Consider the following 26,999-nt stretch of genomic DNA (forward strand, 5'->3'; position numbering starts at 1 on the left):
TCCACTTGCGATATCGGACTGAAATGGAGGAACATGCCAATGATAAAGCCTGTGAAATTCCTGCGTACCGTTGCCATCACCGCTGCCGTTTCCTGTGCCTGCCTGGTGAGTGCTGCCGCTGCGAGCGTCAGCGTCGGCACTGTCCAGGCCGACGCCCTCCGGCTCCGCGCTTCCGCTGACACCAGTGCCGCCATCCTGGCCACCGCCGCCAAGGGCGATGCCGTGGTCGTGCTGGAGGATGCCGGAAACAACTGGTATAAGGTCGATTACGGCTCTGTGCAGGGGTATATGTCCGGCGAGTACCTGACGATCTCCGAGAAGGCGGATGCCTCCATCGGCTACGGTAAGGTCACCACCGGCGGTTCCAGCCTGAACGTGCGGACCGCGCCCTCCGCCGCTGCCTCCAAGGTCACCGCCCTGAGCGACGGCACTGTGGTGAAGATCACCGGTGTGGACAGCGGCTGGTATAAGATCGACCACAACGGCACCACCGGCTATGTGAGCAGCGACTACATGACCACCACCAAGGAGACCACCTCCCGCGGCGCGGAGACCACCGCTGCCTCCACCTCCTCCATGGGATCCCAGATCGTGGCCTACGCCAAGCAGTTCCTGGGCACTCCCTATGTCTACGGCGGCAACGGCCCCCGTAGCTTCGACTGCTCCGGCTTCACCAAGTATGTGTATGCGCATTTCGGCGTGACTCTGAACCGCACCGCCACTGACCAGTTGGCCAACGGCGCCGCTGTCTCCAAGAGCCAGCTCCAGCCCGGCGATCTGGTGTTCTTCCGGGCCAACACCACCAAGCCGGTCTCTCATGTGGGCATCTATATCGGCGGCGGCCAGTTCATCCACGCCTCCACCAATACATATTCGGTCAAGATCGACAACCTGAGCACCGGCTACTATAACGGTGTGTATGTCTACGGCCGCCACATCATGTGATCGCCCCCTCGTGACAGACGAATATCGCAAAAAATACAGACCGCTTTCCGAACTCCATCGGAAAGCGGTCTGTTTTCTAGCCGGACCATTTGGATCAGGCCGGCCTTATTCCTCGGGCCCCTGCTCCTCACAGCCTTCGGGCGACTGTCCCTGCTCGGGAGAAGCAGGGGACACAGGCTCTTCCGGAGGGACCTCCGTCTCCACCACAGGAGGGACCTCTGTGTCGGAGATATGGCCCTCTTCCTTCAGAGCGGCGATGCGGGCCTTGTTCTCCTCGATATCGATCTTAGCGGCGGTGATCTTCTCGCACAGGGCGCTGTAGGCCGTCTCCGGGGCCATGCCGCGCTCCGCATAGTAGAGCTTGCCAATCTCGATATAGGCCTTGCGGATGGCGTCCTCCTGCGCTCCATTGTCCAGGCTCAGGCGAGCAATCTCCGCCAACTGCTTGGACTTTGCCATACCGGCCTGGGTCAGTTCCGTGGCCTTGGCCTTCAGATCATCGAAAAATGCCATGTCAGATGACCTCCTTTATCCCTTGATCTGCCCTCATTGTATACTCTTTGCTTCGGCGGCGCAAGTATCCGGCCGATGATTTCACGGAATTTTAAGGAAGCCTCCAGCCGCCGCAGACACCGGGCACGCGGTGAGGGCATAGGATAGCCCGGAGGTCATGCCTGATGAATATCTACCAGAACCGGGACTTCCCGCTGGGAGGTCCCGACCCCGGACGGCGGCCCTTCCCGCCCTGTCCGCCCTGTCCGCCCGGTCCCGCCTGCTGCCCCCGGCCCCAGGAGCCCTGTACGGTGAGCATCGTCCCAATCCCCGGTCCGACGGGTCCTGCCGGACCGATGGGCCCCGCTGGTCCGATCGGACCTCAGGGACCCATGGGCTCCCCGGGGATTCCGGGAGCCGTCGGCCCTCAGGGACCGGCCGGTCCCGCGGGCGTACAGGGCCCCATCGGTCCCACCGGCCCCGAAGGCCCTGCCGGAGCGGCAGGCGCGCAGGGCCCCGTCGGCCCCACCGGCCCCGAAGGCCCCGCCGGAGCGGCGGGCGCGCAGGGCCCTGTCGGTCCCACCGGCCCCGAAGGCCCCGCCGGAGCGGCAGGCGCGCAGGGCCCTGTCGGTCCCACCGGCCCCGAAGGTCCTACCGGAGCGGCGGGCGCGCAGGGCCCCGTCGGCCCCACCGGCCCCGAAGGCCCCGCCGGAGCGGCGGGTGCGCAGGGCCCAGTCGGTCCCACCGGCCCCGAAGGCCCCGCCGGAGCGGCGGGCGCACAGGGCCCAGTCGGTCCCACCGGTCCCGAAGGTCCTGCCGGAGCGGCGGGTGCGCAGGGCCCCATCGGTCCCACCGGTCCCACTGGTCCTGCCGGGGAAGCTCCGGCGGTCAGTGCCCTTTATACGGTGGCACCGGACGGGCAGACGCCCGCGGCGGCGGGGGCGGCATTGGTGTTCCCCACGGACCAGGTCCTGCTGGGCACGTCTGTCAGCCATGCGGCAGGCACCGGAGCAGTCACGCTGAACGACGCGGGCACCTATGAGGTCCTCTACACGTCGGACGCGGCGGCCGCCAACGGGACGACTCCGCCGGTGGTGGCCAGCCTCCAGCTCAACAGCAACGGGACGCAGGTGCCCGGCTCGCTGTCCACTGCCACGGCGGAAACGGCAGAGCAGACGGTGCCGCTCTCCAATTCCGCACTGATCACGGTCACCGGTGCCACGACGCTGGAGCTGGTGGCCAACAACACCGATGCCACGTTCTCCAACGCCTCTCTCATGGTCCGCCGGATCAGCTGAGGGGCAGGAAGAGACGAGGAAACAGGAAAATGCCGCGGCGAAAGTCGCGGCATTTTCGATCGACCTCAGTGGGGGGACGCTCCATCAGACCCCCACACCGCCAGATAGAGCAGGAACAGGTCCCGGAACCGGCGGGGATCGCGGCCGGTGCGCTGGGCGAAGCGGTCCAGCCGATATTGGAAGGTGTTGCGGTGGACGAACGTCTCCTCCGCACAGCGCCGCAGATCGCCGTCGTACTTGAAATAGGTCTGGAGCATCTGCCGGGCCGCCGGTTCCTCTGCTTCGGAGAAGCCGGCGAACACGGCCTGGCGTACGTCCCGTATCAGCTCCCGGGGGATGCTCTGGAGGATGAGGTCCAGAGACAGTCCGTCGTACGGGACCAGAGCCTGACCGCTCCGGATGGCCGCTGTGAGCGCGGTCCGGGCCTCCCGATAACAGCGTCGGATATCCATGGCATCCCGGGAGACCGAGCTGATCCCGGCCTGCACCTGCACGGGGTAGAAGGACTGGATGTCTGTGCAGATCTGCCGGAGGTCGTCACGAAGCTCCGCCTGGGGACGTTCCCAGAAGAGCAGGAGCAGCTGGTCATGGACGGCGGCACAAAAGTCCTGCGGACGGCCCCGCATCCGCTGTTGGATCAGCCGCAGGATCTGGGGCCGCTGCATCTCCTGGAGGTCCTCTACCCGGTGGGCCTGTCCCTGGACGGCGGTGGTCTGGAGGAGGACCACGGTCCGCGGGACGGACAGGTCGAAGCCCAGCAGGCCGCCGCGGATCTCCAGCTCCTCCTGCCGGACGTCTTCTGAGAAGAGCCAGTGCTCCACGAACAGGTCTCGGGCCCGGTCGATCAGCTCGTCCTTTTCCTGCCGCTGGCGGTCGATCAGCATGATCTCGGCCATCTTTTTGATGATGTCGGCGGAGGTGCGGATCTCCTCCGGCGGACCGGTGACGCCGATCACGCCCACGGTCTCTCCGGCCAGACTGATCGGCAGATTGATGCCCTCTCGGGTCCCGACCGGCGCGTCCTCCTTGTGCAGGATCAGCACGTCCCCGCCGGTGCGCAGGAGCCGGAGCGCTCCCTCATGGATCTGACCGGTCCGGGCGGGGTCCGTACTGGCGAGGATGGTGCCGTCCCGGTCGATCAGGTTGATATGGTGATGGATGGTGGCGCGCATCTCATCTACGATCATCTGTGCGCTGTGGGCTGATATGAACATGGTGTCCCTCCCTGCCCGGATCGTCTCTTTTTACAAAAGTATAGCTTATTTTTGGAAAGATCACAAGGCGGGACGGTGTAAAATAAAAAAGAACGGTCGGATGACCGAACATCGAAGGAGGCAGAGCATCATGAAGATCGTGATCCTGGACGGATATACGGAGAACCCGGGCGACCTGAGCTGGGAGGGCATCGCCCAGTTCGGCGACCTGACGGTCTATGACCGCACGTCCCTGACGGATGAGGAGGAGATCCTGGCCCGCATCGGCGACGCCGAGGTGGTCTACACCAACAAGACGCCCCTCTCCGGCAGCGTGATCCGGCAGTGTCCGGATCTGAAGCTGATCAGTGTGCTGGCCACCGGCTACAACGTGGTGGATGTGGCCGCCGCCAGGGAACGGAGCATCGTAGTGTCCAACGTGCCGACCTATGGCACCGACGCCGTGGGACAGTTCGCCATCGCCATGCTGCTGGAGATCTGCCACCATGTGGGCCATCACGACCGGGCGGTCCATGAGGGACGGTGGGAACACTGCGCGGACTGGTGCTTCTGGGACTACCCGCTGATCGAGCTGGCGGGCAAGACCATGGGCATCATCGGCTTCGGCCGCATCGGACAGGCCACCGGCCGGATCGCCAAGGCGCTTGGCATGGAGGTCATCGCCTATGACAGCCATGCCACAGAGAGCGGGCGGGTCATCGCCGACTATGTGGAGCTGGACGAGCTCCTGTCCCGGTCCGACGTGATCGCTCTCCACTGCCCGCTGTTCCCGGAGACCAGAGGCATCATCAATAAGGACACCATCGCGAAGATGAAGGACGGAGTCATCCTGCTGAACAACAGCCGAGGCCCGCTGGTGGTGGAGCAGGACCTGGCCGACGCCCTCAACAGCGGGAAGGTCTACGCCGCCGGTGTGGACGTGGTGGCAGCCGAGCCGATCCGGGGGGACGACCCCCTGCTGACGGCGAAGAACTGCATCATCACGCCCCATATCAGCTGGGCCCCCAAGGAGAGCCGCCAGCGCCTGATGGACATCGCCGTGGAGAACCTGCGGTCCTATGTGGCGGGCGCGCCGACCAATGTGGTGAGCTGAGATGGAACAGTGCATCGTCATCTCTGACTCGTTCAAGGGGACTCTGTCCAGCATCGACATCTGCCGCATCGCGAAGGAGACGATCCCCCGGATCTTCCCGGAGTGCCGGGTGCGGACCTTCCCGGTGGCGGACGGCGGCGAGGGCACCGTGGCCTGCTTCCTGGAGGCAGTGGAAGAGTCTGATCCCGTGACCGTGACGGTCACTGGGCCTTTCGGCGCGCCGGTGGAGGCCGTCTATGCCCGCTGGGGGGACCACGCCGTCATCGAGATGGCGGCGGCCGCCGGCCTGCCCCTGGCAGGGGACCGGGGCGATCCGGAGCGCACCACCACTTATGGCGTGGGAGAGATGATTCGCCACGCGGTGGAACACGGATGCCGCCATATCCTGCTGGGCATCGGCGGAAGCGCCACCAACGACGGCGGATGCGGCTGTGCCGCGGCGCTGGGCGCGGAGTTCCGGGATGCCGCCGGACGGGCCTTCGTGCCCGTCGGCGGCGATCTGGACCAGATCGCCCACATCGACACCGCCGCCGTGGAACAGCGGCTGGAGGGAGTCCGGATCACCGTCATGTGCGACGTGGAGAACCCGCTCTTCGGCGAGAACGGGGCCGCCTATGTGTTCGGCCCCCAGAAGGGGGCGGATCCGGCCATGGTCCGCCGTCTGGACGCGGGCCTGCGGGCGCTGGACCGGCGGATCCGGGAGGACCTGGGCCGTTCGGTGGCGGATCAGGCGGGGGCCGGGGCCTCCGGCGGTCTGGGCGCGGGCGCGGTGGCCTTCCTGAGGGCCGAACTGCGCTCCGGCATCGACGCGGTGCTGGATATGCTGGGCTTCGACCGCCAGCTGGAGGGCACGGATCTGGTCATCACCGGGGAGGGCCGCATCGACGCCCAGAGCGTCCAGGGCAAGGTGATCTCCGGCGTGGCCCGGCGGACCAGACCGAAAGGCATCCCGCTGGTGGCCATCGTAGGCTCCGCGGACGACAGTAGTGATGCCGCTTATGATCTGGGCGTCACCGCGATCTTCCCCACGGACCGAACTGCGGTGGGCTATCCCAAGCTCTGCGGCCGCTGTGAGGAGGACTATCGGCGCACCCTGCTGGACGTCCTGCGCCTCTACCGCTGTGCGGAACAGTCCTGAGCTGATTGCGGAAAAAAGTTTCGCATAATGGTGATGATATGGAGAACCATGAAAATAATTTTCTAAAATGCTTGAAATAAACTTTGATCTGCGGTATGATAGAGACCGAGGTGTTGAGATGGAACAGACAGGCGCGATGCCGGAGCAGACGGGCGCTTCCTTTCTGATGCGGTGCCACGCGGTGCCGCTGACGGCGAAGGAGCAGACGATCCGGGACTATATCAAGGCCAACAGCGGCGAGATCATCCATATGTCCATCGGGGAGGTAGCGGAGCAGTGCGGCGTCAGTGAGGCCTCTCTGGTGCGCTTCTCCAAGAAACTGGGTTTCAAAGGCTTCCAGGCACTGAAGATCTTCGTGGCACAGGACACGATCGCTCCGGCCCTCCAGTTCTATGAGGAGATGAGCCCCGACGATACGGCGGACAGCATCGCGCGGAAGGTGTTCCGTTCCTACGCGAACACGCTGAACGAGACTCTGGCGGTCCTGGACCCCCAGAAGGCGGAGGCCGCCGCGGAGCTGATCGCCAGCGCCCGGAGGGTGGTCTTTTTCGCTCTGGGTGGTTCAGAGAACGTGGCGGAGGACGCGGTGAACAAGTTCCTGCGCATCGGGATCCCGGCCTATGCCTACACAGACGCCAATATGCAGCGCATGGCGGCGGCTATGATGGGAGAGGGGGACACGGCGGTCGCCATCTCCCATTCCGGCGCTACCCTGTCCACGATCGAATCTCTGGCCATCGCCAAACAGAACGGGGCGCGCACGGTCGTCATCACCAACCACAGCCGTTCCCCCATTTTAGAGTACGGCGACGTGTGCCTGTTCACTTCGGCCCGTGAGACCCTCTACCGGGGCGAATCCTTCGCCTCCCGCATCGCCCAGCTGACGATCCTGGACACCCTGCTGACCATGATCTTCCGGGAGCACGACGCGGAATGCTATGAGAACCTGCAGAAGACGCGGCGCTCTCTGGACGCCACGAAGGTATGAACGATGGGGCCGAACGGCCCGACACAGATAAGGAGTGTTTGAAATGAGTTATTTGGGAAAAGACATCCGACTGAGCCGTCTGCTGAACGATAAGTCCGGTCATCTGCTGGCCATCACCGTGGACCACAGCATCTCCCGCGGCATCTTCGAGAACCTGATGCCGATCGACGATGTGATCGCCAAGATCGTGGCCGGCAAGCCGGACTCGCTCACCATGCATAAGGGCATCGCGCAGAACTGCTTCGCCCCCTTCGCCGGAAAGACCTCCCTCATCCTGAAGGCCTCCTCCTTCTCCCCCTATCAGCCCACCATGGACACCCAGACCGCCGATGTGGAAGAGGCGGTGCGCCTGGGCGCCGACGCCGTGTCCATGGGCCTGATCCTGGGCGGCGAGTTCCAGCCGCAGCAGGTCTACGCGCTGGGCAAGCTGACCAAGGAGGCTGAGCGCTGGGGCATGCCCGTGGTGGCCCACATCTACCCCAAGGGTGAGTTCATCCCCACCGATAAGCGCACCTCCTATGAGAACCTGCGCTACTGTGTCCGCCTGGGCGCCGAGCTGGGCGTGGACGTGATCAAGACCTCCTACTCCGGCAGTGCGGAGACCTTCGCCAAGGTGGTCGAGGCCTGTCCCACCCGGGTGGTGGCCGCCGGCGGCGACAACTTCGCCGATCCTAAGGCGTTCCTCCAGCAGACCCGGGACCTGATGGATGCCGGCGCCGCCGGCGTCACCTACGGCCGCGGCGTCTGGGAGTACAAAGATCCCACCCGCATGGTCATGGCCCTCAACTGCATCGTGAACGATGACGGTACGGTGGAGGACGCCATGACGGTCCTCAACGGCTGATGAGCCATGGGGTACTTTGCCGGACTTGATGTTGGTACCAGCGGCGTCAAAGCCATGGCGTTCGATGCCGCTGGCAAGACCATCAGCTATGCCTATCAGAGCTATCCCCTGCTGACGCCCCGGGACGGCTGGTGCGAGCTGGACGCGGAACAGATCTGGAGCGCCTGCTGCGCGGTCCTTCAGACGCTGGCGGCCGAGACCGATGGTCAGCTCCTCACGGTGGCGGTATCCTCTCCGGCACAGGCCGTGGTGCCGCTGGCCGCGGACGGGACGGCCCTCTACCATTTCATCACCACGGTGGACAGCCGGACCCTGCCCCAGCTCCGCTGGTGGCAGGAGCACGGGGACGAGGAGACCTTCCAGTGCCGCACCGGCCTGCCCTTCTCCTCCATCTATGCGGTGAACAAGATCATGTGGCTCCAGGAGCACGAGCCGGAGCTGTGTGCCCGGGTCTGGAAATACCTGTGCATCGGGGACTTCATCACCTGGAAGCTGACGGGCCGGACGATGATCGACCGGTCTCTGGCCGGACGGGGCATGATGATGAACGTCCACGACTTCGACTGGGACCCGCTGGTGCTGGACTATGCTGGCATCCGGCGGGAGCGCCTGCCGGAGATCGTGCCCAGCGGCACGGCGGCGGGCACGGTGCGCCCCGCTCTGGCCCGGGAGCTGGGCCTTCCGGCGGAGCTGAACGTGGTGGTGGGCGCCCACGACCAGACCTGCGGCACGATCGGGTGCGGCATCTCCCGGGTAGGGCAGGTGATGAACGCTACCGGCACCGTAGAGGTGCTGGATGCGCTGGCCCCGGAGGTCCCCTCCCGGGAGAAGCTCCTGCGCTATCACTACCCCTGCTCTCCCTACATCGCCGCCGACGGACATCTGGTCATGTCCATCAACCAGAGCGGCGGGCTCCTCCTGAAATGGTACAAGGAGGCATTCTGCCAGTGGGAGTGCGCCTGTGCCGCGCGGGAGGGCGTCGATCCCTATACCTACATCATCGATCACAGCGCCGATACCATCTCCGATATCTATGTCCTGCCCCATCTGAACGGTGCGGAGACGCCGATACAGGACGCGGCGGCGGCAGGAGCGTTCCTGCATCTGCGCTCCTGTCACACCAAGGCGGACATCACCCGGGGCCTGCTGGACAGCCTGGCCTATGAACTGCGGGCCAATGTGGAGGCACTGCGGGACGCCGGGTGCGCGGTCGATGAGATCCGCGCCATCGGCGGCGGGGCCCGGACGCCCAAGTTCCTCCAGATCAAGGCGGACGTCTGTCAGGTGCCCGTGTACGCCATGCAGGTCTCCGAGGCCGCGGCGCTGGGCGCGGCCATCGTGGGCGCGGTGGGCGGCGGATATTTCGGCTCCTATGCCGAGGCCATCGCCGCCATGGTCCAAGTCGGCCGGCTCTATACGCCGGACAGCCGGAACAAGGACGAGTATGACGCCCACTTCCGGGAGTATACGCAGTTCTATCCCGCCTTGAGAGACATCCATCATCAGATCGCCGGCCGGCTGGACCGCCGGCATTGACGGACGAAATGGAACGACCGCCGCCGGATACAGGCCTTGTATCCGGCGGCGGTCGTCTCGTCTTGCGCCTCAGGTCCTCAGGGTGGCCCGCAGGCGGTCGGGGCTCAGGAGGAGCTCCAGCGCGTCCTCTGGGGCAGTGACCAGCACGTCCGCGTGACCGATCAGGGCGGCACAGATGCCCTCCCGCTCCATCACGGCCAGACGGAGGTCCGCCGCGTCGAACATGGGGATGTCGTTGAAGCCGTTGCCCACGGCGCACACGCCGCCGCCCAGGCCACGGACGATCTCCTCCTTGCAGGCGGCTGCGCCCGCCTTGGGGAAGGTGCGCACCGTCACGCCGAGCCCGGCGCACTGGGCCTCTACGGTGCCGTAGGTATCGGCGGTGAGGACATAGACCGGGATCAGGGGAGTCAGGCGGCGGATGGCCTCCGCCGCGCCGGGGAGGAGGGCGCCGTCCCGGGCGATGGTGCCGTTGTAGTCCAGCACTACATGGCGGATCTCCAGGCTGGGACGGCCGGGGATGTCGATCTGGAGCATGACCAGACCTCCTTCATCAGGATGGGATGGGGGCTCCGGCGGCGGTTCAGCCGAACTCACCGGAGAGGAAGGCGCGGGCCTCCTCCTGCTGAGGGGCGGCGAAGAAGCTGGGACCGTCGCCGGTCTCTACCAGGCGGCCGTCGTTGAGGAACACGACCTGGTCGGCGATCCGGCGGGCCTGAGCCAGATTGTGGGTGACGATCACGATGGTGTACTGCTCCCGGAGCCGGAGCAGGAGGGACTCGATGACCTGGATGCTCTTCACGTCCAGCGCGGAACAGGGCTCATCCAGCAGGAGGACCTCCGGCCGGGCCGTCAGGGCCCGGGCGATGCACAGCCGCTGCTGTTGGCCGCCGGAGAGCTTCCGGGCGCTCTTCTGCAGGTCGTCCTTCACCTCGTCGTAGAGGCCCACCGTCTCCAGCGTCTCCCGGACCAGAGCATCCAGTGCCTTCTTGTCCCGGATGCCGTAGTACTGGGGAGCGTAGGTCAGGTTGCGGTAGATGGAGAAGGGGAAGGGCGTGGGGGTCTGGAACACCAGTCCGACCCTCCGGCGCAGGTCCTCCCGCCGGAGGGAACGGATGTCCGTGCCGTCCAGCCGGATGTCACCGGAGACGCTGGTGTCCGGCTCCTCCAAAAGGAGCCCGTCCATACAGCGCAGGAGGGTGCTCTTGCCGCACCCGGAGGGGCCGATGATGGCGGTGATCTGCCGCTCCGGGATATCCAGGTCGATGCCCGTCAGGGCGGGCGTTCCGTCATAGGCGGCGCTGACGCCGCGCAGGGTGAGGATGGGATCCATGTCGTTCGCTCCTTCCGGTGAAAAGGGTGGCCAGCAGATTGCTGACCAGGATCAGCGCCATCATGACGAAGGCGGTGCCGTAAGCCGTCCCCAGCGAGGTGGCCCCCTGGGCCACCAGCAGATACAGGTGGAGGGGCAGGGCCATGGCGGGCTGGAGCAGGCTGGTGGGGGCGGAGGCATAGGCCACCGCTCCCGTGAAGATCAGGGGCGCTGTGGCCCCCATGGCGTAACAGGCCCCCAGGATCACGCCGGAGACCAGCTCTCCCCGGCAGGCGGGGAGCACCACGTGCCAGATGGTATAGGACCGGGCGCATCCCAGCGCGTAGGAGGACTGGATCGTCTGGGGCGGGAGCTCCCGGAAGGCCTTTTCGGCCCGGACCTCGATGAAGGGCAGGATCATCACCGCCAGAGCGATGCCTCCGGAGAGGATGCACCGGCCCAGACCCAGATCCCGGACGAAAAAGCTGTAGGAGAAGAGGCCCAGCACGATGGAGGGGATCCCGGCGATGCACTGGATGACGGCTCGGATCAGGGACTGGAGCTTTTTATGACGGCAGTAGAACACCATGTACAAGGCGGCCGCCACAGCGGGGATGCCCCCTAGGAGCACAGCGGTGAGCGTGAAGCAGAAGCTGCCCGCGATGGCGGGCCAGATGCCGCCCTCCATGCCCAGTACCGCACCTTTCGGAGCGGTGGTGACGAACTCCAGGCTGATGCTCCCGGCGCCCTTCCAGAACACGAAGCCGAAGAGGAACAGGACCATGCCGATCGTCAGCAGGATGCCGGCCCAGGCCCAGAGCCGGGCCAGTATGGAACGGATGCGCATGGATCAGACCTCCTCTCTCAGGAACCGGCGCCGCAGGAGTCCGATCGCGCTGTTGATCAGGAAGAGCATCAGCATCAGCACCAGTCCGGCGGCATAGAGTGCATGGTAGTGGGTGCTCCCAGCCACGGCAGTGCCCATCTCCAGGGCGATGACCGAGGCGATGGTCTCGCCCTTGCCCAGCAGAGTGGGGAAGAGGTTGGCGTTGCCCATGACCATCATGACGGCCATGGTCTCCCCCATGGCCCGGCCGATCGCCAGGATCATGGAGAGGAGGATACTGCGGAAGGAGGCTGGGAGGACCACCGTGGCGGCGAAGTGCCACCGGTCGATGCCCAGCGCGTCCGCCGCCCCCTCATAGCGGCACTTGACCTTGAGCATGGTCTCACTGCAAGAGGAGACCAGATAGGGCAGGAGCATGACGGCCAGCACGATCGCCGCCGCCAGGACGCAGGAGCCAGTGTGGACGCCGGCCTTCAGGAAGAGCTTCACCAGCACCATCAGGCCCACGAAGCCGTACACCACCGAGGGGATGCCCGCCAGCAGGTCGATGAAGGGATAGAGGATCTGCCGGGTCCGGGCCCCCACGGCGCAGGACAGGAAGAGGGAGGCCCCCAGACTCACGGCCAGCGCCAGCAGCATGGCCAGAGCGGAGACATAGAGCGTGCCCAGGATGAAGTGGAAGATCCCGAAGGACGTGGAGCCGGTGTAGTCGATCGGCATCCAGCGGCTGCCGAACAGGAAGTCCCTCAACGGGACCTCCCGGAAGGTGGGCAGGGCCTCCCGGACGATGAAGTAGATGACGAAGGCCAGAGCCAGCACGGCCAGAGCGGTCAGCAGGACCACGGCGGCGGACCAGATCCGGTCGATCCATTTGCGCATGGAGCGCCCTCCTTTCAGAATGGGATACAAGCAAAAAATGCCGCCCGGCGGCGGCATTTTTTGCTGTGTCAGCAGTCTGATCAGGCAGCGGGGGTGAAGGCGGGGATGTAGCCGTTGGCCTCCACCACGTCATAGCCGGTCTGAGAGAACACATAGTCGATGAACTTCTGCTCGGGCTCGGTGATCGCGTCGCCGGTGACGAACATGACGGGACGCTGGACGGTGTAGTCGCCGCTGATGATGTTCTCGGCGGTGGGCTCCACGCCGTCCACCTTCATGGCGAAGAGGACCTGACTGTCCGCATTGGCCTTGTTGTAGGCGCCGAAGCCGGCATAGCCGATGCCCCAGGGGTCGTTGGCGATGTTGGTGGCCAGCTCGGTCATAGAGGCGGACTGAGTAGCGGAGGCAGTGACCTCGCTGTCGCCCATGATGGCCTTCTGGAACACCTCATAGGCGCCGCCGGACAGGTCACGGATGTACACGTTGATGGCCTCGGCGGGCAGGGAGCTGTCCACCTGGTCCCAGGTGGCGATGGTGCCGTCGAAGATACCGCGGATGGTGTCGGTGTCCATGTCATCCATGATGTCACAGATGGGGTTTTGGGCGTTGACGGAGACGGTCAGGGCGTCACGGGCCACGACATACTCGGAGTAGTTGGCGCCCAGGGCCTCCTTCTCGGAATCCTTGATGTCACGGGCCAGCATGCCGAAGTCGGCGGTGTGGTCCACCGCGGCGCTGACGCCCACGCCGGAGCCGCCGGGGGCCACGTAGATAGAGATGTTCTCCTCGGGGAAGGAGGGGTCCACCTTGTCCCAGGTCACATACTCCTCAGTGAAGGAGGAGGCCAGGGAGGACATGATGGGATACAGGGAGGTGGAGCCGCAGAACAGGATGTCGGACTTGAAGCCTTCCTCCTGTGCGGCGGGGGTAGACTCGGGAGCCGCGGCGCTGGCGGCGGGCGTGCTGGAAGGAGCGGAGCTGCTGCCGCAGGAGGCCAGGCTCAGGAGCATGGCCGCGGACATCAGAGAAGCGGTGAGCTTTTTCATGGGGGTATTCCTCTTTTCTATCTTTTTTTGATGCTTGATCGTAACGTATATTTTACATAGGAGGACTGAAAAGTACAAGATAGGACAAACGATAAATACGGCTTGCATTTATTGATGAAACGAATGAAGTGATAGGAAAGGTGAAAAACGGCCGGAAGTGATATAAAGAGATGATGAAATGTTTGCATCAGGTGGACAAAATCTGAGCAAAGCAGGGATGGATTCCCCTGTGATATATATGGTATAAGGGCATGCGCCATATGTTTTTGAGAGACGATGGAACAAGATCCGTACTCGGCCTAAGAACATATCGATGCGGAGGACCACTTGACAGAATGAACGGTCCAAGACATCAGTTGATATAAGCAGTCGGAAAACTGTATATAAATGGTAAAAAAGTTGGAGAGGATGTCCATTGACCATCTGGATAAAGATATGGTAAAGTATTCCAAACAAAAGGCAAAGGTGCCGGAGAAGTCCATCAGGACCACTCTGTATACCCTTGCCTTTTCGCATATCGTATAAAGATGGCTAGAACGGAGATGGTCAGTCTTCTTTCACTGGCTCCTCACTGGTATAGGAGCGGATGGTGTACATGATCTGATGGAAGCACAGATCGAAATACTGCTCCAGATCAAAGTTGGGCTCCAGCAGGAACTGCATGGCGGCCCCCTTCATCATGGACATCATGGACCGGGCGAGCAGACTGGCCTGCGCTTCGGTCAGGGACGGTCGGCATTTCCGGAACACGCTGGCCATATGCGCATGCCACTCCTGAAAGTTCTGACGAAAGACCGTGCGGATCGCCTCATCCGATTGGCTCGTGACCCAAAAGTCGAACTCCACCCGGTCGTAATCTGGTTTTTCCAGGATCTGCTGTTTCTTGTTTTGAAAAAAAGCACGGAGCTGGGCCTCCAGATCGTCGCCGCAGGCCGACACCGCATCCAAACGCCAGCGGGCATAGGCACCCTGGACCTCATGCGTGAGAGCCGTGAGCAGACGCTCTTTTGTGGCGAAATGGTAGTGGAGATTGGCCTGGGACATATCGGCCTCTTGGGCGATCAGCTGCATCCGAGTGCCGTTGATGGAGCGCTTGGCGACGACAGAGAGAGCTGCGTCGAGTATCCGTTGTTTCGACTCTTTGTCACGCATAGGGATGACCTCCGGCGATTCGTTATGAGAACATTATAACCGATCAGTCGATCAGTTTCAAGCCATTGATCTACCATGATCACAAAATGTGGATAGTGTATATTACACAGACATATGATGAGATACATGGTCAAAATATGTATTTACTTTACAAGAACGGTCCGGTAGAATAAAGTACATAGTTGACTGACTGATTGAGTAGTCAATCAAAGAGAAGCAGAGAAGAGGAGGCGTGAGATGAAATCGCAGATACTGAGCCAGATCGGTCGGGCGGCATTCCGGATAGTTGATCGGAGCGGCAGAGAGCCGAGAGCTGGCTGATTTGCCCTTTCCCCCATCATGATATCTTCTCTCGTGGAGTATCATGGCGCCCTCGGTCCGCTAGAGATGCGGATGAGAAAACTCGCGCCGGCAATACCTCCGATATGGCGCTCGGAAAACACGGGAAATACATTCGCAGTTTGTTGAGGAGTCATTTATGGATGCAGATATTTCTTTCCGAAAAGCCAATTTGGGCAACATGCTGATGCCGATCCTGGCCATCGTGTTCGCTCTGTTGGTCGGTGCTATCCTGATCGTCGTCATGGGTCTGGATGTCACTACGGCATACCCCGCCCTGCTCCAGGGCGCGTTCGGGTCCAAAAACGCCATCGGCGAGACCATCGTAAAAACCACCCCGCTGATCTTCACGGCCCTGAGCTATGCACTGGCCAAACGGTGCGGCATGGTCAACTTGGGCGCGGAAGGACAGATCTATATCGGCGGCCTATGCAGTGCCATAGTCGGCCTGTACTTTCCACTCCCCGCTGTGATCCACATCCCTCTGGCGGTGATCGCCGGCTTTGTGGGCGGCGGCCTGTGGGGGATGCTGGCGGGTGCGTTGAAGATCAAGTTCGGCGCCAGCGAGATGATCACGACGATCATGCTCAACTATCTGGCCAATTACTTCGTCAACTACATGGTAGGCAACGTGATCAAAGAGCCAGGCGATCTGCCTCAGTCCGCTAAGATCCTGTCTACGGCACAGATGCCCCGTCTGGTCTCTGGTACCCGTATCCATCTCGGCATCGTGATCGCGCTGCTGTGTGTGGTGCTCTACTATGTATTCCTGTGGCGTACGCGTCAGGGCTTTGAGACACGAGTCGTAGGTCTGAACCCTGAGGCCGCCCGTTACGCTGGCTTCAATACGGACCGCCGCTCTCTGGGAGCCATGTTCATGGCTGGCGGTCTGGCCGGTCTGGCTGGCCTTGTGGAGATCTTGGGCATCCAGCTCCGTGTGTAAACTTTTCTCCCGGCTATGGCTGGGATGGCATCGCCGCCGCTCTGCTGGGCCGAAACTCTCCCATCGGGATCGTTCTGGCATCGACCCTGTTCGGCGCGCTCCGTTCCGGCTCGAATCAGATGCAGATCGACGCCAACGTCCCCTCCGCTTTGATCTATATCCTCCAGGCCTTGGTCATCATGTTCGTCATCGGCAGCAACTATTTCATCAAGCTGAGAAAGAAGCATCAGGTCAAACTCAGAGCGAAGGAAGATAAGTGATATGGAAGCTATTATCGATTTCATCAATACTGATATCCGAATGATGATGCCGATGCTCATCGCGGCCATGGGTCTGGTCTATGGTGAACGGGCCGGCATCCTGAACATCGGAGCTGAGGGCATCATGCTCATCGGTGCTTTCGCCGGATATACCGGCGCCGTATTCTCCGGGAGTCCCTGGATCGGCATCTTGGCCGCTATGCTCAGCGGCGGACTGGTGGGTGTGCTCTTCGCTTTCCTAGTCATCACGCTCCAGGCGGATCAGACTGTGGTGGGCGCCGCGCTGAACATCTTTGGCTTGGGCCTCTCCACCACGCTCAACCGCGTGGTATTCGGTGTGAATTCTAATATGCCTCAGGCCAGATCCTTCAGCACCTTGCATATCCCTGTACTCAGTGACATCCCAGTCTTGGGGACTCTGTTCTTCAAGTATAATATCTTGGCCTATCTGGCGGTCATCCTGCTGATCATCCTGCATATCATCCTGTTCCGGACGAAGCTGGGCTTGAAGATACGGGCTGTAGGCGAGAATCCGCGGGCTTGCGATACTCTGGGCATCAACGTATACCGGGTCCGTTATGGCGCAGTCATCTTCAGCACGATGCTCTGCGGCATCGCCGGCGCTTATCTCTCTATCGCGCAGTTGTCCATGTTCGCGGAGAACATGGTGGCCGGCCGTGGCTACATTGCCCTGTCCGCAGTCGTTTTTGGCAAGTATTCTCCTCTGGGCACGCTGGTGGCTGGCCTTGTGTTCGGCGGCGGTCAGGCCCTCCAGGCCAAGATGGCTGCCATGCAGACCAACTTCCCCGACGAACTGTTGCAGGCCATCCCCTATCTGCTGACCATCTTCGCGCTGGTCGGTGTGGTCGGCAAGTCTGTCAGCCCTGCGGCTGAGACCGTCCCCTATGACAAGGACTGAGGTCCGAACCCATCTAATTAGAGACTGGTAGGTTTGATATCATGGCTAATGCGCTTGAAATGAAAAAGATCTGCAAGTACTTCTCCGGCGTTCGGGCGAATTACAATGTAGATCTGACCGTGAGACAGGGTGAGGTACACGCCCTCTTGGGTGAGAACGGAGCGGGCAAGTCCACGCTGATGAACATCCTGTATGGACTCTATTCCCCCACCTCTGGCGAGGTCTATCTGGAGGGACAGAAGGTCAACATCACCTCTCCGGAGAAGGCCATCAAGCTGGGCGTCGGCATGGTGCATCAGCACTTCATGCTGATCCCCGCCCTGACCGCTATCGAAAACGTAGTCCTCGGCATGGACGAGGACAAGAGTCCGATGCTGGATCTGACTACAGCGGCCAAGAAACTGACGGAGCTGGCGGCCCAGTACAACATGGAGCTGGATCCCAATGCCAAGGTCTCTCAGCTCACTGTGGGCCAACAGCAGCGTCTTGAGATCTTGAAGGCCCTCTATCGCGGCGCCAAACTCTTCATCTTCGATGAACCGACCGCAGTCCTCACGCCTCAGGAGGTAGAAGAACTCTTCAATATGTTCAAGCTCCTGACCAGTGAGGGAAAGACGATCATTTTCATCACCCATAAACTCCAAGAGGTCATGAGCATCTGTGACCGCTGTACGGTCCTCCGTCTCGGTGAGGTAGCGGCCACTGTGGATATCGCTGATACGAACAAGCAGGATCTGGCTACCCTCATGGTGGGCAAGCCGGTCAGCATGGTGTATGAGAAGGCGGACATCGACCCAGCGGCTCAGCAGACGATCCTTCAGATGGAAAATGTGGTGGCTAAGGGCACTGAACATGGCGGCTTGAAAGGGATCGACCTGACCATCAGGAGCGGTGAGATCCTGGGTATCGCCGGCGTGGACGGAAATGGCCAGTCCGAACTGGTGGACTGCATCACCGGACTCATGAAAGTCGAAAGTGGAAAGGTCAGCATCAATGGACAGGATATGACCAATGCAGCCCCCAAGGCGGTGTTGGAGTCCGGGGTCTCCCACATTCCTGCCGACCGCCTGGCCCGCGGCGTGATCATGCCGATGAACCTGAGTGAGAACGTCCTGCTGATGAACACCCGAAAGAAAGATTTCCTGAAGGGGATGTTCCTCCAGTGGAACAAGATCAACCAGTACACCGATGGGATCATCAAAAAGTACAAGGTCAAGACTCCGTCCAGGAACGAACTGATCCAGAACCTGTCCGGCGGCAACCAGCAGAAAGTGGTCTTGGGCCGTGAGATCGAACGGAACCCCAAGCTCCTGATCGCCATGCACCCGGACCGCGGCCTGGACATTGGCGCTACCAGCTTCGTCCAGCAGAGCATCGTGGACGAGCGGGACCGCGGTGCGGCTGTCCTCCTGGTCTCCACCGAACTGGAGGAGATCCAGACTCTGTCCGACCGGGTGGCCGTCATGTATGAGGGCCAGATCATGGGCATCGTCCCCCCGGATACCCCCATCCACGAGATCAGCATGATGATGGCGGGCATCCGCTATGAGGACATCGTGAAGGAGAAAGAGGCGTCCGGCGTCGGTGCCTGATCCACCAAACGTCACTTTACTTCAGGAACAGCGTGTCAAATCAAACGGCACGTTTTGGGCGTTCTCCCAATAATGAGGGAGGCCCCCCGTCGCTCCCGTCCGACGTTAAAAGATACGAGGGAAATAAAGGAGGATCCATATGAAAAAGTTTTTGGCTCTTGCTCTTGCAACTAGCATGTCTGTGAGCATGCTGGCCGGCTGCGGCAGCTCCGGCTCCAACGGCGGCACCCCTTCCGCCAGCGATGCCCCCGCCAACAGCGGCGCTCCTGCGGCCAGCAGCGGCATCCAGATCGCCAAAGAAGACTTGAAGGTCGGTCTGGTCCTGCCCGGCAGCATCAACGACCAGGGATGGTCTACCTCCGCTTATATGGGGCTGCAGGCCATCGAAGAGGACTATGGCTGTGAGACTAAGTACATGGAGAACGTGACTGTGGCCAGCTACGAGGAAGCGTTCCGCAGCTTGGCCTCCGCCGGTTATAATGTGATCTTCGGCCACGGCAGTGAGTTCTTCGATGCCGCCGAGATCGTGGGCGCCGAGTTCCCCGATGTGGCTTTCGTCGTCACCAGCACCGACCGCTATGCGGAGCCCAATGTGGCTTCTCTGAACACCCTGCCCACTGAGATGGGCTATGTGGGCGGCGTTGGTGCGGCGCTGGCGTCCAAGACCGGCACCGTGGGTGCGATCGGAGGCTCTTCTCTGGTCTCGATCGTGGGCGCCGTAAACGCTTTCTCTGCTGGCGCGATCGCCACGAATCCCGACATCAAGGTCCTGACGAACATGACCGGTGATGACTTTGACGCCGCCAAGTGTAAGGAAGTCGCGCAGGCTATGATCGACAAGGGCGCCGACGTCATCTTCTACGATGCGGATGCCGCCGGACTGGGTGCCCTGGAGGCTTGTAAGGAAAATGGCGTTCTGGCCATCCCCGCCATCGCCGATGCTTCTGAGCTGGCTCCCGACACCGTCCTGATGAGCGCCTGTAACGCCATCGGCAAGGCCATGGATGCCGTGGTCGGCTATGTGGTGGACGGATCCTTCAATGGTCAGTTCTACCCCATGGGCTGTGACACCGGATGCGTGTTCTACACCACCAATGAGAAGGTTTGGGATGCCAATATGACCGACGAGGCCAAGGCGCAGGTCGAGTCCGTGTACCAGCAGCTGGCCAACAAGGAGATCGACGTGGATGCCGCCATCGCTACGGTGCCTGACTCCATCAAGGTCAACTGACCGGAAGCGGCAGATCGGAAAATATGAATAAGTGAAAAGATCCCCGGCGGAGCAAAGGCTACGCCGGGGATCTTTTCATCCTTTTATCGTTGCAAGGATCAAATCTTTTTGGAGCAGCATATTGAGGTCATACTGCGTATTACCATCGGGATCGGTATAAGGCTGCAAATGATTCGTATATCTGATACCATCGATTTGCAGATAATAAGCATAGTTAGGTACTTCGGACTCATCAAAAGCGAGATATTCCTGAGTTTCACCGAAATAAAGTCCGAAATGCCCTTTCCCATCACGATACAGGATGCTCCAAACCTTGCCGTCATCTCCGACATAGGCGATGAACGATCCGCTCCCGTCTTGGAGACTTGGTACCTCGGACAGTTTGACGATCGTATCATATCGATCGGACAAAACATGATCAGAGCTGTTTTTTTGGGCAACAGCTTGCAAGCTCGATGCTCCGATAAGCTTCGGCCATGTATCGGTCCCGTACCATTCGACCATCTCCGTCTGTATCGCCTCATGCAGCATCCTCGTCTCAGCGATGACCTGCTTTTTCTTTGCCTTGTCGATGTACCCGGTCAGGGCGGGGATCAGCAGAGCGGCCAGGATCGCCAGGATCACCAGCACCACGATCAGCTCCACCAGCGTGAAGGCGCATCTTTCTTTCAGTTTTTTCAAATGGATAGCCCTCCTTGGCCTTTGGAATATAGGGGTCAAAAGGAGCGAGGCATCGTCCGCCCCGCTCCTCCTTCTGTTCCGACCGCCGGAGGGCTCAGCCCTCCGCCATCTGATAGATGGCCCGCATATCGTCGCGGTCGAGCTTCTTGAAGTTGCCGAGATCGGGATTCCGGGCCTGACACTTGTCGGCCAGTGTGTCCAGATCCTCGGCGGAGAGGCTCCGGCCGATCAGCTCACGGATAGAGGTGGGCATACCAATCTCCCGGTAGAAGCGCTCCATGGCCTCGATGCCCAGCAGAGCGGTCTTGGCGGGATCACGGAAGTCGTTGGGACAGCCCAGCACGTTCACGGCGAACTGGGCGAAGCGGGCGGGCTCTTCCTGATAGACGTACCGGGCCCAACTGCCCCACAGGGCGGTGAGGCCGGCGCCATGGGCTACGTCGAACAGGGCGCTCAGCTCGTGCTCCAGCCGATGGGTGGACCAGTCGCCCACCGTGCCGCACCCGGTGAGGCCGTTGTGGGACAGACTGCCCGCCCACATGATCTGGGCCCGGGCGTCGTAGTCATCGGGGACCTGGAGAGCCTTCCGACCGCTGGCGATCACCGTGCGCATGAGGCCCTCGGCCAACTCATCGGTGAGGGCCGTGCCGGGCTCCCGGGTGAAGTAGCGCTCCATGGTGTGCATCAGGATGTCCGCCACGCCGCAGGCGGTCTGGAAGGGGGGCAGGGTATAGGTGAGCTCCGGGTCCATCACCGCGAAGCGGCACCGGCAGATGTCGTTGTTCAGGCCCCACTTGAGACCGTGCTCCTCGTCGGAGATGACGGAGGAGTTGCTCATCTCACTGCCGGCGGCGGCCAGAGTCAGGACCGCGCCCACAGGGCAGACCACCTGAGGCTTGGCCTTGCCGGCATAGAAGTCCCACACGTCGCCGTCATAGGGGATACCGTAGCCGATGGCCTTGGAGGAGTCGATGACACTGCCGCCGCCCACGGCCAGGATGAAGTCTACGCCTTCCTTCCGGGCGAGATCGATGCCCTCCCGGACCTTGGACAGGCGGGGGTTGGGGACCACGCCGCCCAGAGAGACGAACGCGAGGCCGGCCTGCTCCACCGAGGCCTCCACCCGGTCCAGCAGACCGGAGCGGCGGGCGCTCTGTCCGCCGTAGTGGATGAGGACCTTGTGGGCGCCCTGCTCCCGGAGCAGCGCGCCGATCTGATCCACCGCGCCCTTGCCGAAGTGGACTCGGGTGGGGGTGTAATACTCGAAATCCTTCATGTCACGATTCCTCCTTATGTCTCAACGATCGGTCTAAAAAACAGATATGGACGCCGTATGGAGACACGGCGCCCATGGGATGGATCAGTTCATCTGCTTCCGGCGGGAGAGGTTGATGGTACCGTCCTGCATATCGCCGATGGTCTCCAGACTCTTGCCGGTGCCGTAGGCCACACAGGAGATGGCGTCATCTGCCACATGGGTCTCGATGCCAGTGTGGGATTCGATCAGCTTGTCGAAGCCCCACAGCAGGCTGCCGCCGCCGGTCATGACGATGCCGTTGGTGGCGATGTCAGCCACCAGCTCCGGCGGGGTGCGCTCCAGGACGCCGTGGATCGCCTCCAGGATGCGGGTGGCGGGCTCTTCGAACGCCTCGATCATCTCGCTGGAGGTGACGGAGAACACCCGGGGCAGGCCGGTCATCAGACAGCGGCCCTTGATCTCCACAGACTGCTCTTCGGGGCGGGGGAACACACAGCCGATCTGCATCTTCAGCTCCTCAGCGGTGCGCTCGCCGATCAGCACGTTATGCTTGCGGCGGATGTATTTCACGATAGCCTCGTCGAACTGGTCGCCGGCGATCTTGATGGAGGTGGACTCCACGATGCCGCTCAGGGAGATGACAGCGATGTCGGCGGTGCCGCCGCCGATGTCCACGATCATGTGACCGTCGGGACGGGTGATGTCGATCCCGGCGCCGATGGCGGCGGCCACGGGCTCTTCGATCAGATACACCTTCCGGGCGCCGGCCTGGATGCCGGCGTCGATCACGGCGCGCTCTTCCACCTCCGTGATGCCGGAGGGGACACAGATCACGATGCGGGGCTTGAAGAGCCGGAAGGAAGTCACCTTGCGGATGAACTCCTTGAGCATCCGCTCGGTCATGTCATAGTCGGAGATGACGCCCTCCCGCAGGGGACGGAGCGCCACGATATTGCCGGGGGTCTTGCCCAGCATCTGCTGAGCCTCAGTGCCCACCTTCAGGAGCTTGCCGGTGTCCTTGTGGAGGGCCACCACAGAGGGCTCCCGCAGGACGACGCCTTTCCCGGCCACATACACCAAGATGGACGCGGTGCCCAAGTCGATGCCGATATCTTTGCTGAACATACCTACACCTCGAAGTCTTTTCAACTTTTCTTTCAATTTTGCCCAAAAACTCATCGTCTGACTCACCTATCCACAGTGTTTCCAGTCCTATCGTGGGTGGACAAAACCGTCACAGGCGCACCGGGGACCGGTGCGCTCGAAATCTCTCCCCACATTATAAAGAGATCGGTCCTATATTTCAACAGGATATTTCATAACTTTTCATGAATTTACTGCCATCTGCCGCACCATTTCACCGGGCGCGGGCCAATGTGGCGCAGACCACGTCAGCGGCCCCGGCCTCCCGGAGGACCCGGGCGCACTCGGACAGGGTGGAGCCGGTGGTGATCACATCGTCCATGAGCAGGATCCGGCGGTCCCGGACCAGCTCCGGGGCGGCACAGCGGTAGACGCCGCTGACGTTCTTCCGCCGGTCCGCCGCTTCGGTGAGTCCGGACTGGGCGGGGTTGTGCTTCGCCTTGCACAGGACCTCCACGGGCGTCTGCTCCAGATGACGCCCGGCGGCAGAGGCCAGGAGCCACGCCTGATCATAGCCCCGCTGGCGCTTTCGTTTGGGGGAGAGGGGCACCCAGGTCAGCAGGTCCCAGCGGCCCTCCAGATGGGCTCGGATCCACTCCGCCGTCAGGAGCCCATAGGTCTCGGCGTACCACCTCCGGCCGTGGAATTTGTATCGGCGGATGGACTCCCGGACCTCGCCCTCATATCGCAGGGGGGAGACCGCCAGCGAGATGCCCTCACAGCTCTGCCGGGCGGCCTCGCCCCGGAGATAGGGCAGGGCACGGCGGCAGTGGGCACAGATGCCCTGTTCCCCATCCTCCAGCAGGGAGGAGCAGAACACACACCGGGGCGGGAAGAGCAGGTCCAGCAGGACCTCCAGCCCCCGGCTCACTCCAGGTCCTCGGGAGAGATGGGGCCGTGCTCCTTCTCGAAGTCCCGCACACAGCGGGCGATCAGGTAGAGGATCTGGCCGCTCATGGAGCGGCCCTCGTAAGAGGCCACTGACTGGAATTTGTCGTGCAGTTCCCGGTCCATGCGGATGCTCAGGTGGGTCTTGTCTTCCATGGCATGATACGCTCCGTTTCCATCGTCTTGATGGATAGAGCATATCTCGCTAGACTGGATATGAGTCCTAAGTTAGTGCAATGTTACGGCAACTTATTTGAGGAGAGAGCAGAGGGACCGCGGCCCACTCATCCCCCGGCGTTCTGTGCCAGACGCCAGCGGAGGCCGGAGTAGCGGCGCTGCTGGCGGTCGTTGGCGGTCATCTGGGCCACGGCCTCCTCGTCGCCCACCAGGATCAGCAGTTCCCGGGCCCGGGTGATCGCGGTGTAGAGCACCCCGCGGGTCAGGAGCATGGGGGCCCCTTTGCTCACCGCCAGGATCACGGCCCGGTACTCGCTGCCCTGGGCCTTGTGGACGGTGATGGCATAGGCGGGCTCCAGTTCGCTGAGCATATCGGAACTGTACTGGACGATGCGGCCCTCGAAGTCCACGGTGACGATCTCATTACGCTCGTCCACCGACTGGATGTGGCCGATGTCCCCGTTGAACACCCCCATGCCGGAGGTGAGGGACTCCCGGTCCTTCCACATCAGATCGTAGTTGTTGCGGATCTGCATGACCCGGTCGCCTTCCCGGAAGATGTATTCCCCGAAACGGCGCTCGCCCTTTCCGGCGGCGGGCGGGTTCAGAGCCTCCTGGACCGCACGATTCAGAGAGGCAGTGCCCGCCACGGTCTTGCGGGTGGGGGAGAGGACCTGGATCTGCTCCGGCGGGATGCCCATATTGTTGGGCAGACGTTTGGCGATCAGCTCCACGATGGTGTCGGCCAGCCGGGCCGGATCCTTCCGCCGGAGGAAGAAGAAGTCGGAGCTCTTGTTCCGCAGGTCGGGGAGACGGCCCTCGTCCACACTGTGGGCGTTCATGACGATGGCGCTCTGGGCAGCCTGCCGAAAGATCTCGGTGAGACGGACCATGGGGATGGCCCCACTCCGAATCAGGTCGGAGAACAGGTTGCCTGGCCCCACCGAGGGGAGCTGGTCCGGGTCGCCCACCAGGATCAGGCGGCAGTCGCTCCGCAGGGCGGAGAGGAGGGCCCGCATGAGGCTGATGTCCACCATGGAGGTCTCGTCCACGATCACGGCGTCGGCCTTGAGGGGGTCGCTCTCGTCGTGGGCAAAGACCAGGCGGCCGGTGCCCGGGTCGAACTGGGTCTCCAACAGACGGTGGATCGTGGCGGCCTCCATGCCGCACAGGTCCCCCAGCCGCTTGGCGGCCCGGCCGGTGGGGGCGGCTAGGGCGGTCTCCAGTCCCAGCGCGTCGAAGAGGGCCAGCACACCCCGGAGGGAGGTGGTCTTGCCCGTGCCCGGTCCGCCGGTGAGGAGCATGACCTGCCGCTCCGCCGCCAGGGCCACGGCCTCCCGCTGTTGGGGCGCGTAGGTGATGCCCTGCTCCCGCTGGATCCGGTCGATGATCTGGTCCAGGTCCTCCGGCGGGCGGAGCTCCTGCCAGGACATCTCGGTCATCCGGGCGGAGACGTACTCCTCCGCCTCCTGGAGGTCGGAGAGATAGCAGGCGGTCTCGCCGGCCACGGCCTCCTGGACCACGTCGCCCCGCTCCAGCAGGGCCTCCAGCCCGTCCTCCAGCGTCTCCGGGGCCAGATCGATGAGCTGGGCGGTGGCCTGGAGGAGCTTCCGCCGGGGGAGGAAGGTGTGGCCGTTCATCAGGTTGTGGGACAGCTCGAAGAGGAGGGCCGCCTCGATCCGCTGGGGGTCCTCTGTGTCCACGCCGATGTCCAGGGCCAGCTGATCGGCCACGCCGAAGTCCACGCCCAGTTCCTCATCCACCAGCAGATAGGGGTCGTTCTGGACCACCTCCAGCGCCCGGTCCCCGTACCGGCGGTAGAGGGGCATGGCCAGCTGGAGGGCCACCCCGTGGGCCCCCAGGAAATCCAGCATCCGCCGCATCCCCATCTGGAGACGGAAGGCCTCACCCATGGAGAGGGCCCGCTTCCGGGTGATGCCCTTGATCTCGGTGAGGCGCTCCGGCGTCTCCTCCAGTACGTTGAGGGCGTCCTCGCCGAAGAGGTCCACCATCCGGCGGGCCGTGGCGGCGCCGATGCCCCGGACCGCGCCGGAGGCCAGGTATTCATAGATGGCCTTGGTCCCGGCGGGCATCCGGCGCTGGATGATCTCGGCTTTGAACTGCTCGCCATAGGAGGCGTGGCGCATCCATTTCCCCTGGACCGAGATGCTCTCGCCGGGAGCGATGGCGGGCATACAGCCCACCACGGTGATGCCACCCTGCTCCCCGGCGTCCACCCGCAGGACGGTGTAGCCGTTTTCCTCATTTTGATAGACGACGGTCTCCACCGTGCCGTCGATCTGGTTCAATGCTTCTGTCTGTTCCAATGGGCTCACCTTTCGTCCGTCAGTCGAAACAGGGGGAAACTGACGATATATCGTATTATCGTGCATGAAATATACTATTCGTTGTCGATCTTGGCGGCTCCGGCCAGGTATGATCCCAGCCTGGACACCGGGCAGAGGACGATCCCGCCCCAGCGGCCCATGAGGGCCAGAGCCCGTCTGCGTCCGGCAGGGCTGAGTCCAGTGTCGGCGATGACGATGCCTGTGCGGAGGACGCCGCTGTCCCTCAGCCAGCACAGGGCCCGGAGATCCTGCTCCAGCCGTGCTCCCTCGCCGTGGGCGGGGAGCACCGTCCAGATGCCGCCGTCCGCCCCTGTCCGCGTGGGCAGAAGGAGCCGCCCGAAGCAGAGCCATGCCGCCGCCAGCAGGCCCGCCGCGGCCAGAAGCGCCAAGACTGCCTGAGATACCGTTCCCATCACGTTCACCTCCGGACCATCCT

Annotated in this window: 28 protein-coding genes; 12 read left to right on the plus strand and 16 right to left on the minus strand. The window is 62.6% G+C overall.

Going from position 1 to position 26,999, the window contains the following annotated elements; genetic code table 11:
• The first annotated feature begins 39 nt into the window (after positions 1-39).
• Positions 40-945, plus strand: coding sequence for an SH3 domain-containing C40 family peptidase (locus KQI12_RS00455; protein WP_216569836.1), 906 nt, complete (start codon positions 40-42; stop codon positions 943-945).
• Positions 946-1,050: 105 nt separating this feature from the next.
• On the opposite strand, the gene KQI12_RS00460 is transcribed toward KQI12_RS00455, so the two are convergent.
• Both KQI12_RS00460 and KQI12_RS12670 read right to left on the minus strand, forming a co-directional pair.
• Positions 1,051-1,458, minus strand: coding sequence for a serine proteinase (locus KQI12_RS00460; RefSeq protein ID WP_253290748.1), 408 nt, complete (start codon positions 1,456-1,458; stop codon positions 1,051-1,053).
• Between the two features lie 155 nt (positions 1,459-1,613).
• A complete protein-coding gene (locus KQI12_RS12670) occupies positions 1,614-2,432 on the minus strand; it encodes a hypothetical protein (RefSeq protein ID WP_216569838.1) in 819 nt (272 codons plus the stop codon).
• Here KQI12_RS12670 and KQI12_RS12675 point away from each other — a divergent pair.
• Positions 2,388-2,735 (plus strand): hypothetical protein, encoded by a 348-nt coding sequence (locus KQI12_RS12675; protein WP_216569839.1) that lies wholly within the window; start codon positions 2,388-2,390, stop codon positions 2,733-2,735. The genes KQI12_RS12670 and KQI12_RS12675 overlap by 45 nt on opposite strands.
• 65 nt (positions 2,736-2,800) lie before the next feature.
• Here KQI12_RS12675 and KQI12_RS00475 read toward each other — a convergent pair whose 3' ends face one another.
• The gene (locus KQI12_RS00475) at positions 2,801-3,949 is read right to left on the minus strand and encodes a sugar diacid recognition domain-containing protein (RefSeq protein WP_216569840.1); all 1,149 of its coding nucleotides are present in this window, start codon (positions 3,947-3,949) and stop codon (positions 2,801-2,803) included.
• A gap of 130 nt (positions 3,950-4,079) precedes the next feature.
• Between KQI12_RS00475 and KQI12_RS00480 the strand changes: the two genes are divergently transcribed.
• From KQI12_RS00480 to KQI12_RS00500, 5 genes are all read left to right on the plus strand, one after another.
• Positions 4,080-5,042, plus strand: coding sequence for a D-2-hydroxyacid dehydrogenase (locus tag KQI12_RS00480; protein ID WP_216569841.1), 963 nt, complete (start codon positions 4,080-4,082; stop codon positions 5,040-5,042).
• A gap of 1 nt (position 5,043) precedes the next feature.
• Positions 5,044-6,180: a glycerate kinase gene (locus KQI12_RS00485; protein ID WP_216569842.1), complete on the plus strand. Its 1,137-nt coding sequence runs from the start codon at positions 5,044-5,046 to the stop codon at positions 6,178-6,180.
• 118 nt (positions 6,181-6,298) lie between these two features.
• Positions 6,299-7,168: a MurR/RpiR family transcriptional regulator gene (locus tag KQI12_RS00490; RefSeq protein ID WP_216569844.1), complete on the plus strand. Its 870-nt coding sequence runs from the start codon at positions 6,299-6,301 to the stop codon at positions 7,166-7,168.
• Positions 7,169-7,211: 43 nt separating this feature from the next.
• On the plus strand, positions 7,212-8,012 hold the full coding sequence (locus KQI12_RS00495; RefSeq protein ID WP_216569845.1) for a class I fructose-bisphosphate aldolase: 801 nt from the start codon (positions 7,212-7,214) through the stop codon (positions 8,010-8,012).
• Positions 8,013-8,018: 6 nt separating this feature from the next.
• Positions 8,019-9,548, plus strand: a complete 1,530-nt coding sequence (locus KQI12_RS00500) for an L-fuculokinase (RefSeq protein ID WP_216569847.1) — start codon at positions 8,019-8,021, stop codon at positions 9,546-9,548.
• Between the two features lie 69 nt (positions 9,549-9,617).
• Here the strand turns inward: KQI12_RS00500 and KQI12_RS00505 are convergent, their stop codons facing one another.
• The 6 genes from KQI12_RS00505 to KQI12_RS00530 all read right to left on the minus strand — a co-directional run bounded on the left by KQI12_RS00505 (position 9,618) and on the right by KQI12_RS00530 (position 14,784).
• Positions 9,618-10,085 (minus strand): HAD family hydrolase, encoded by a 468-nt coding sequence (locus tag KQI12_RS00505; protein ID WP_216569849.1) that lies wholly within the window; start codon positions 10,083-10,085, stop codon positions 9,618-9,620.
• A 46-nt stretch (positions 10,086-10,131) separates the two neighbouring features.
• Entirely contained in the window at positions 10,132-10,881 is a 750-nt protein-coding gene (locus KQI12_RS00510; RefSeq protein WP_216569851.1) for a phosphate ABC transporter ATP-binding protein, read from the minus strand.
• Positions 10,838-11,707 carry a PstA family ABC transporter permease gene (locus tag KQI12_RS00515; RefSeq protein WP_216569853.1) on the minus strand — a complete coding sequence of 290 codons (870 nt, stop codon included), beginning with the start codon at positions 11,705-11,707 and terminating at the stop codon, positions 10,838-10,840. Before KQI12_RS00515 ends, KQI12_RS00510 begins: the two co-directional genes overlap by 44 nt.
• Before the next feature lie 3 nt (positions 11,708-11,710).
• On the minus strand, positions 11,711-12,586 hold the full coding sequence (gene pstC, locus KQI12_RS00520; protein WP_216569855.1) for a phosphate ABC transporter permease subunit PstC: 876 nt from the start codon (positions 12,584-12,586) through the stop codon (positions 11,711-11,713).
• A gap of 80 nt (positions 12,587-12,666) precedes the next feature.
• On the minus strand, positions 12,667-13,632 hold the full coding sequence (locus tag KQI12_RS00525; RefSeq protein ID WP_216569857.1) for a phosphate ABC transporter substrate-binding protein: 966 nt from the start codon (positions 13,630-13,632) through the stop codon (positions 12,667-12,669).
• Between the two features lie 546 nt (positions 13,633-14,178).
• Positions 14,179-14,784: a TetR/AcrR family transcriptional regulator gene (locus tag KQI12_RS00530; RefSeq protein ID WP_216569859.1), complete on the minus strand. Its 606-nt coding sequence runs from the start codon at positions 14,782-14,784 to the stop codon at positions 14,179-14,181.
• Between the two features lie 520 nt (positions 14,785-15,304).
• Between KQI12_RS00530 and KQI12_RS00535 the strand changes: the two genes are divergently transcribed.
• The 5 genes from KQI12_RS00535 (at position 15,305) to KQI12_RS00555 (ending at position 20,068) form a co-directional block, all read left to right on the plus strand.
• On the plus strand, positions 15,305-16,066 hold the full coding sequence (locus KQI12_RS00535; protein WP_216569860.1) for an ABC transporter permease: 762 nt from the start codon (positions 15,305-15,307) through the stop codon (positions 16,064-16,066).
• Between the two features lie 44 nt (positions 16,067-16,110).
• Positions 16,111-16,326: a hypothetical protein gene (locus KQI12_RS00540; RefSeq protein ID WP_253290824.1), complete on the plus strand. Its 216-nt coding sequence runs from the start codon at positions 16,111-16,113 to the stop codon at positions 16,324-16,326.
• A gap of 1 nt (position 16,327) precedes the next feature.
• Positions 16,328-17,245 carry an ABC transporter permease gene (locus KQI12_RS00545; RefSeq protein WP_216569861.1) on the plus strand — a complete coding sequence of 306 codons (918 nt, stop codon included), beginning with the start codon at positions 16,328-16,330 and terminating at the stop codon, positions 17,243-17,245.
• Positions 17,246-17,286: 41 nt separating this feature from the next.
• Positions 17,287-18,837, plus strand: a complete 1,551-nt coding sequence (locus KQI12_RS00550; protein WP_216569862.1) for an ABC transporter ATP-binding protein — start codon at positions 17,287-17,289, stop codon at positions 18,835-18,837.
• A gap of 139 nt (positions 18,838-18,976) precedes the next feature.
• Entirely contained in the window at positions 18,977-20,068 is a 1,092-nt protein-coding gene (locus tag KQI12_RS00555) for a BMP family protein (RefSeq protein WP_216569863.1), read from the plus strand.
• A 75-nt stretch (positions 20,069-20,143) separates the two neighbouring features.
• On the opposite strand, the gene KQI12_RS00560 is transcribed toward KQI12_RS00555, so the two are convergent.
• The 7 genes from KQI12_RS00560 to KQI12_RS00590 form a co-directional block, all read right to left on the minus strand.
• Positions 20,144-20,749, minus strand: coding sequence for a prepilin-type N-terminal cleavage/methylation domain-containing protein (locus KQI12_RS00560; protein WP_216569864.1), 606 nt, complete (start codon positions 20,747-20,749; stop codon positions 20,144-20,146).
• 94 nt (positions 20,750-20,843) lie between these two features.
• Entirely contained in the window at positions 20,844-22,025 is a 1,182-nt protein-coding gene (locus KQI12_RS00565) for an iron-containing alcohol dehydrogenase (protein ID WP_216569866.1), read from the minus strand.
• A gap of 84 nt (positions 22,026-22,109) precedes the next feature.
• The gene (locus KQI12_RS00570) at positions 22,110-23,132 is read right to left on the minus strand and encodes a rod shape-determining protein (protein ID WP_216569868.1); all 1,023 of its coding nucleotides are present in this window, start codon (positions 23,130-23,132) and stop codon (positions 22,110-22,112) included.
• A gap of 232 nt (positions 23,133-23,364) precedes the next feature.
• A complete protein-coding gene (locus tag KQI12_RS00575; protein WP_216569870.1) occupies positions 23,365-24,021 on the minus strand; it encodes a ComF family protein in 657 nt (218 codons plus the stop codon).
• Positions 24,018-24,194: an Arc family DNA-binding protein gene (locus KQI12_RS00580; protein ID WP_216569872.1), complete on the minus strand. Its 177-nt coding sequence runs from the start codon at positions 24,192-24,194 to the stop codon at positions 24,018-24,020. Before KQI12_RS00580 ends, KQI12_RS00575 begins: the two co-directional genes overlap by 4 nt.
• 128 nt (positions 24,195-24,322) lie before the next feature.
• Positions 24,323-26,524 (minus strand): ATP-dependent RecD-like DNA helicase, encoded by a 2,202-nt coding sequence (locus tag KQI12_RS00585; RefSeq protein ID WP_253290749.1) that lies wholly within the window; start codon positions 26,522-26,524, stop codon positions 24,323-24,325.
• Between the two features lie 92 nt (positions 26,525-26,616).
• Positions 26,617-26,976, minus strand: coding sequence for a hypothetical protein (locus tag KQI12_RS00590; protein ID WP_216569875.1), 360 nt, complete (start codon positions 26,974-26,976; stop codon positions 26,617-26,619).
• Positions 26,977-26,999 lie beyond the last annotated feature (23 nt).

The organism is Pseudoflavonifractor sp. MSJ-37 (genome assembly GCF_018917965.1).
In the GTDB taxonomy this organism is placed as follows: Bacteria; Bacillota; Clostridia; order Oscillospirales; family Oscillospiraceae; genus Pseudoflavonifractor_A.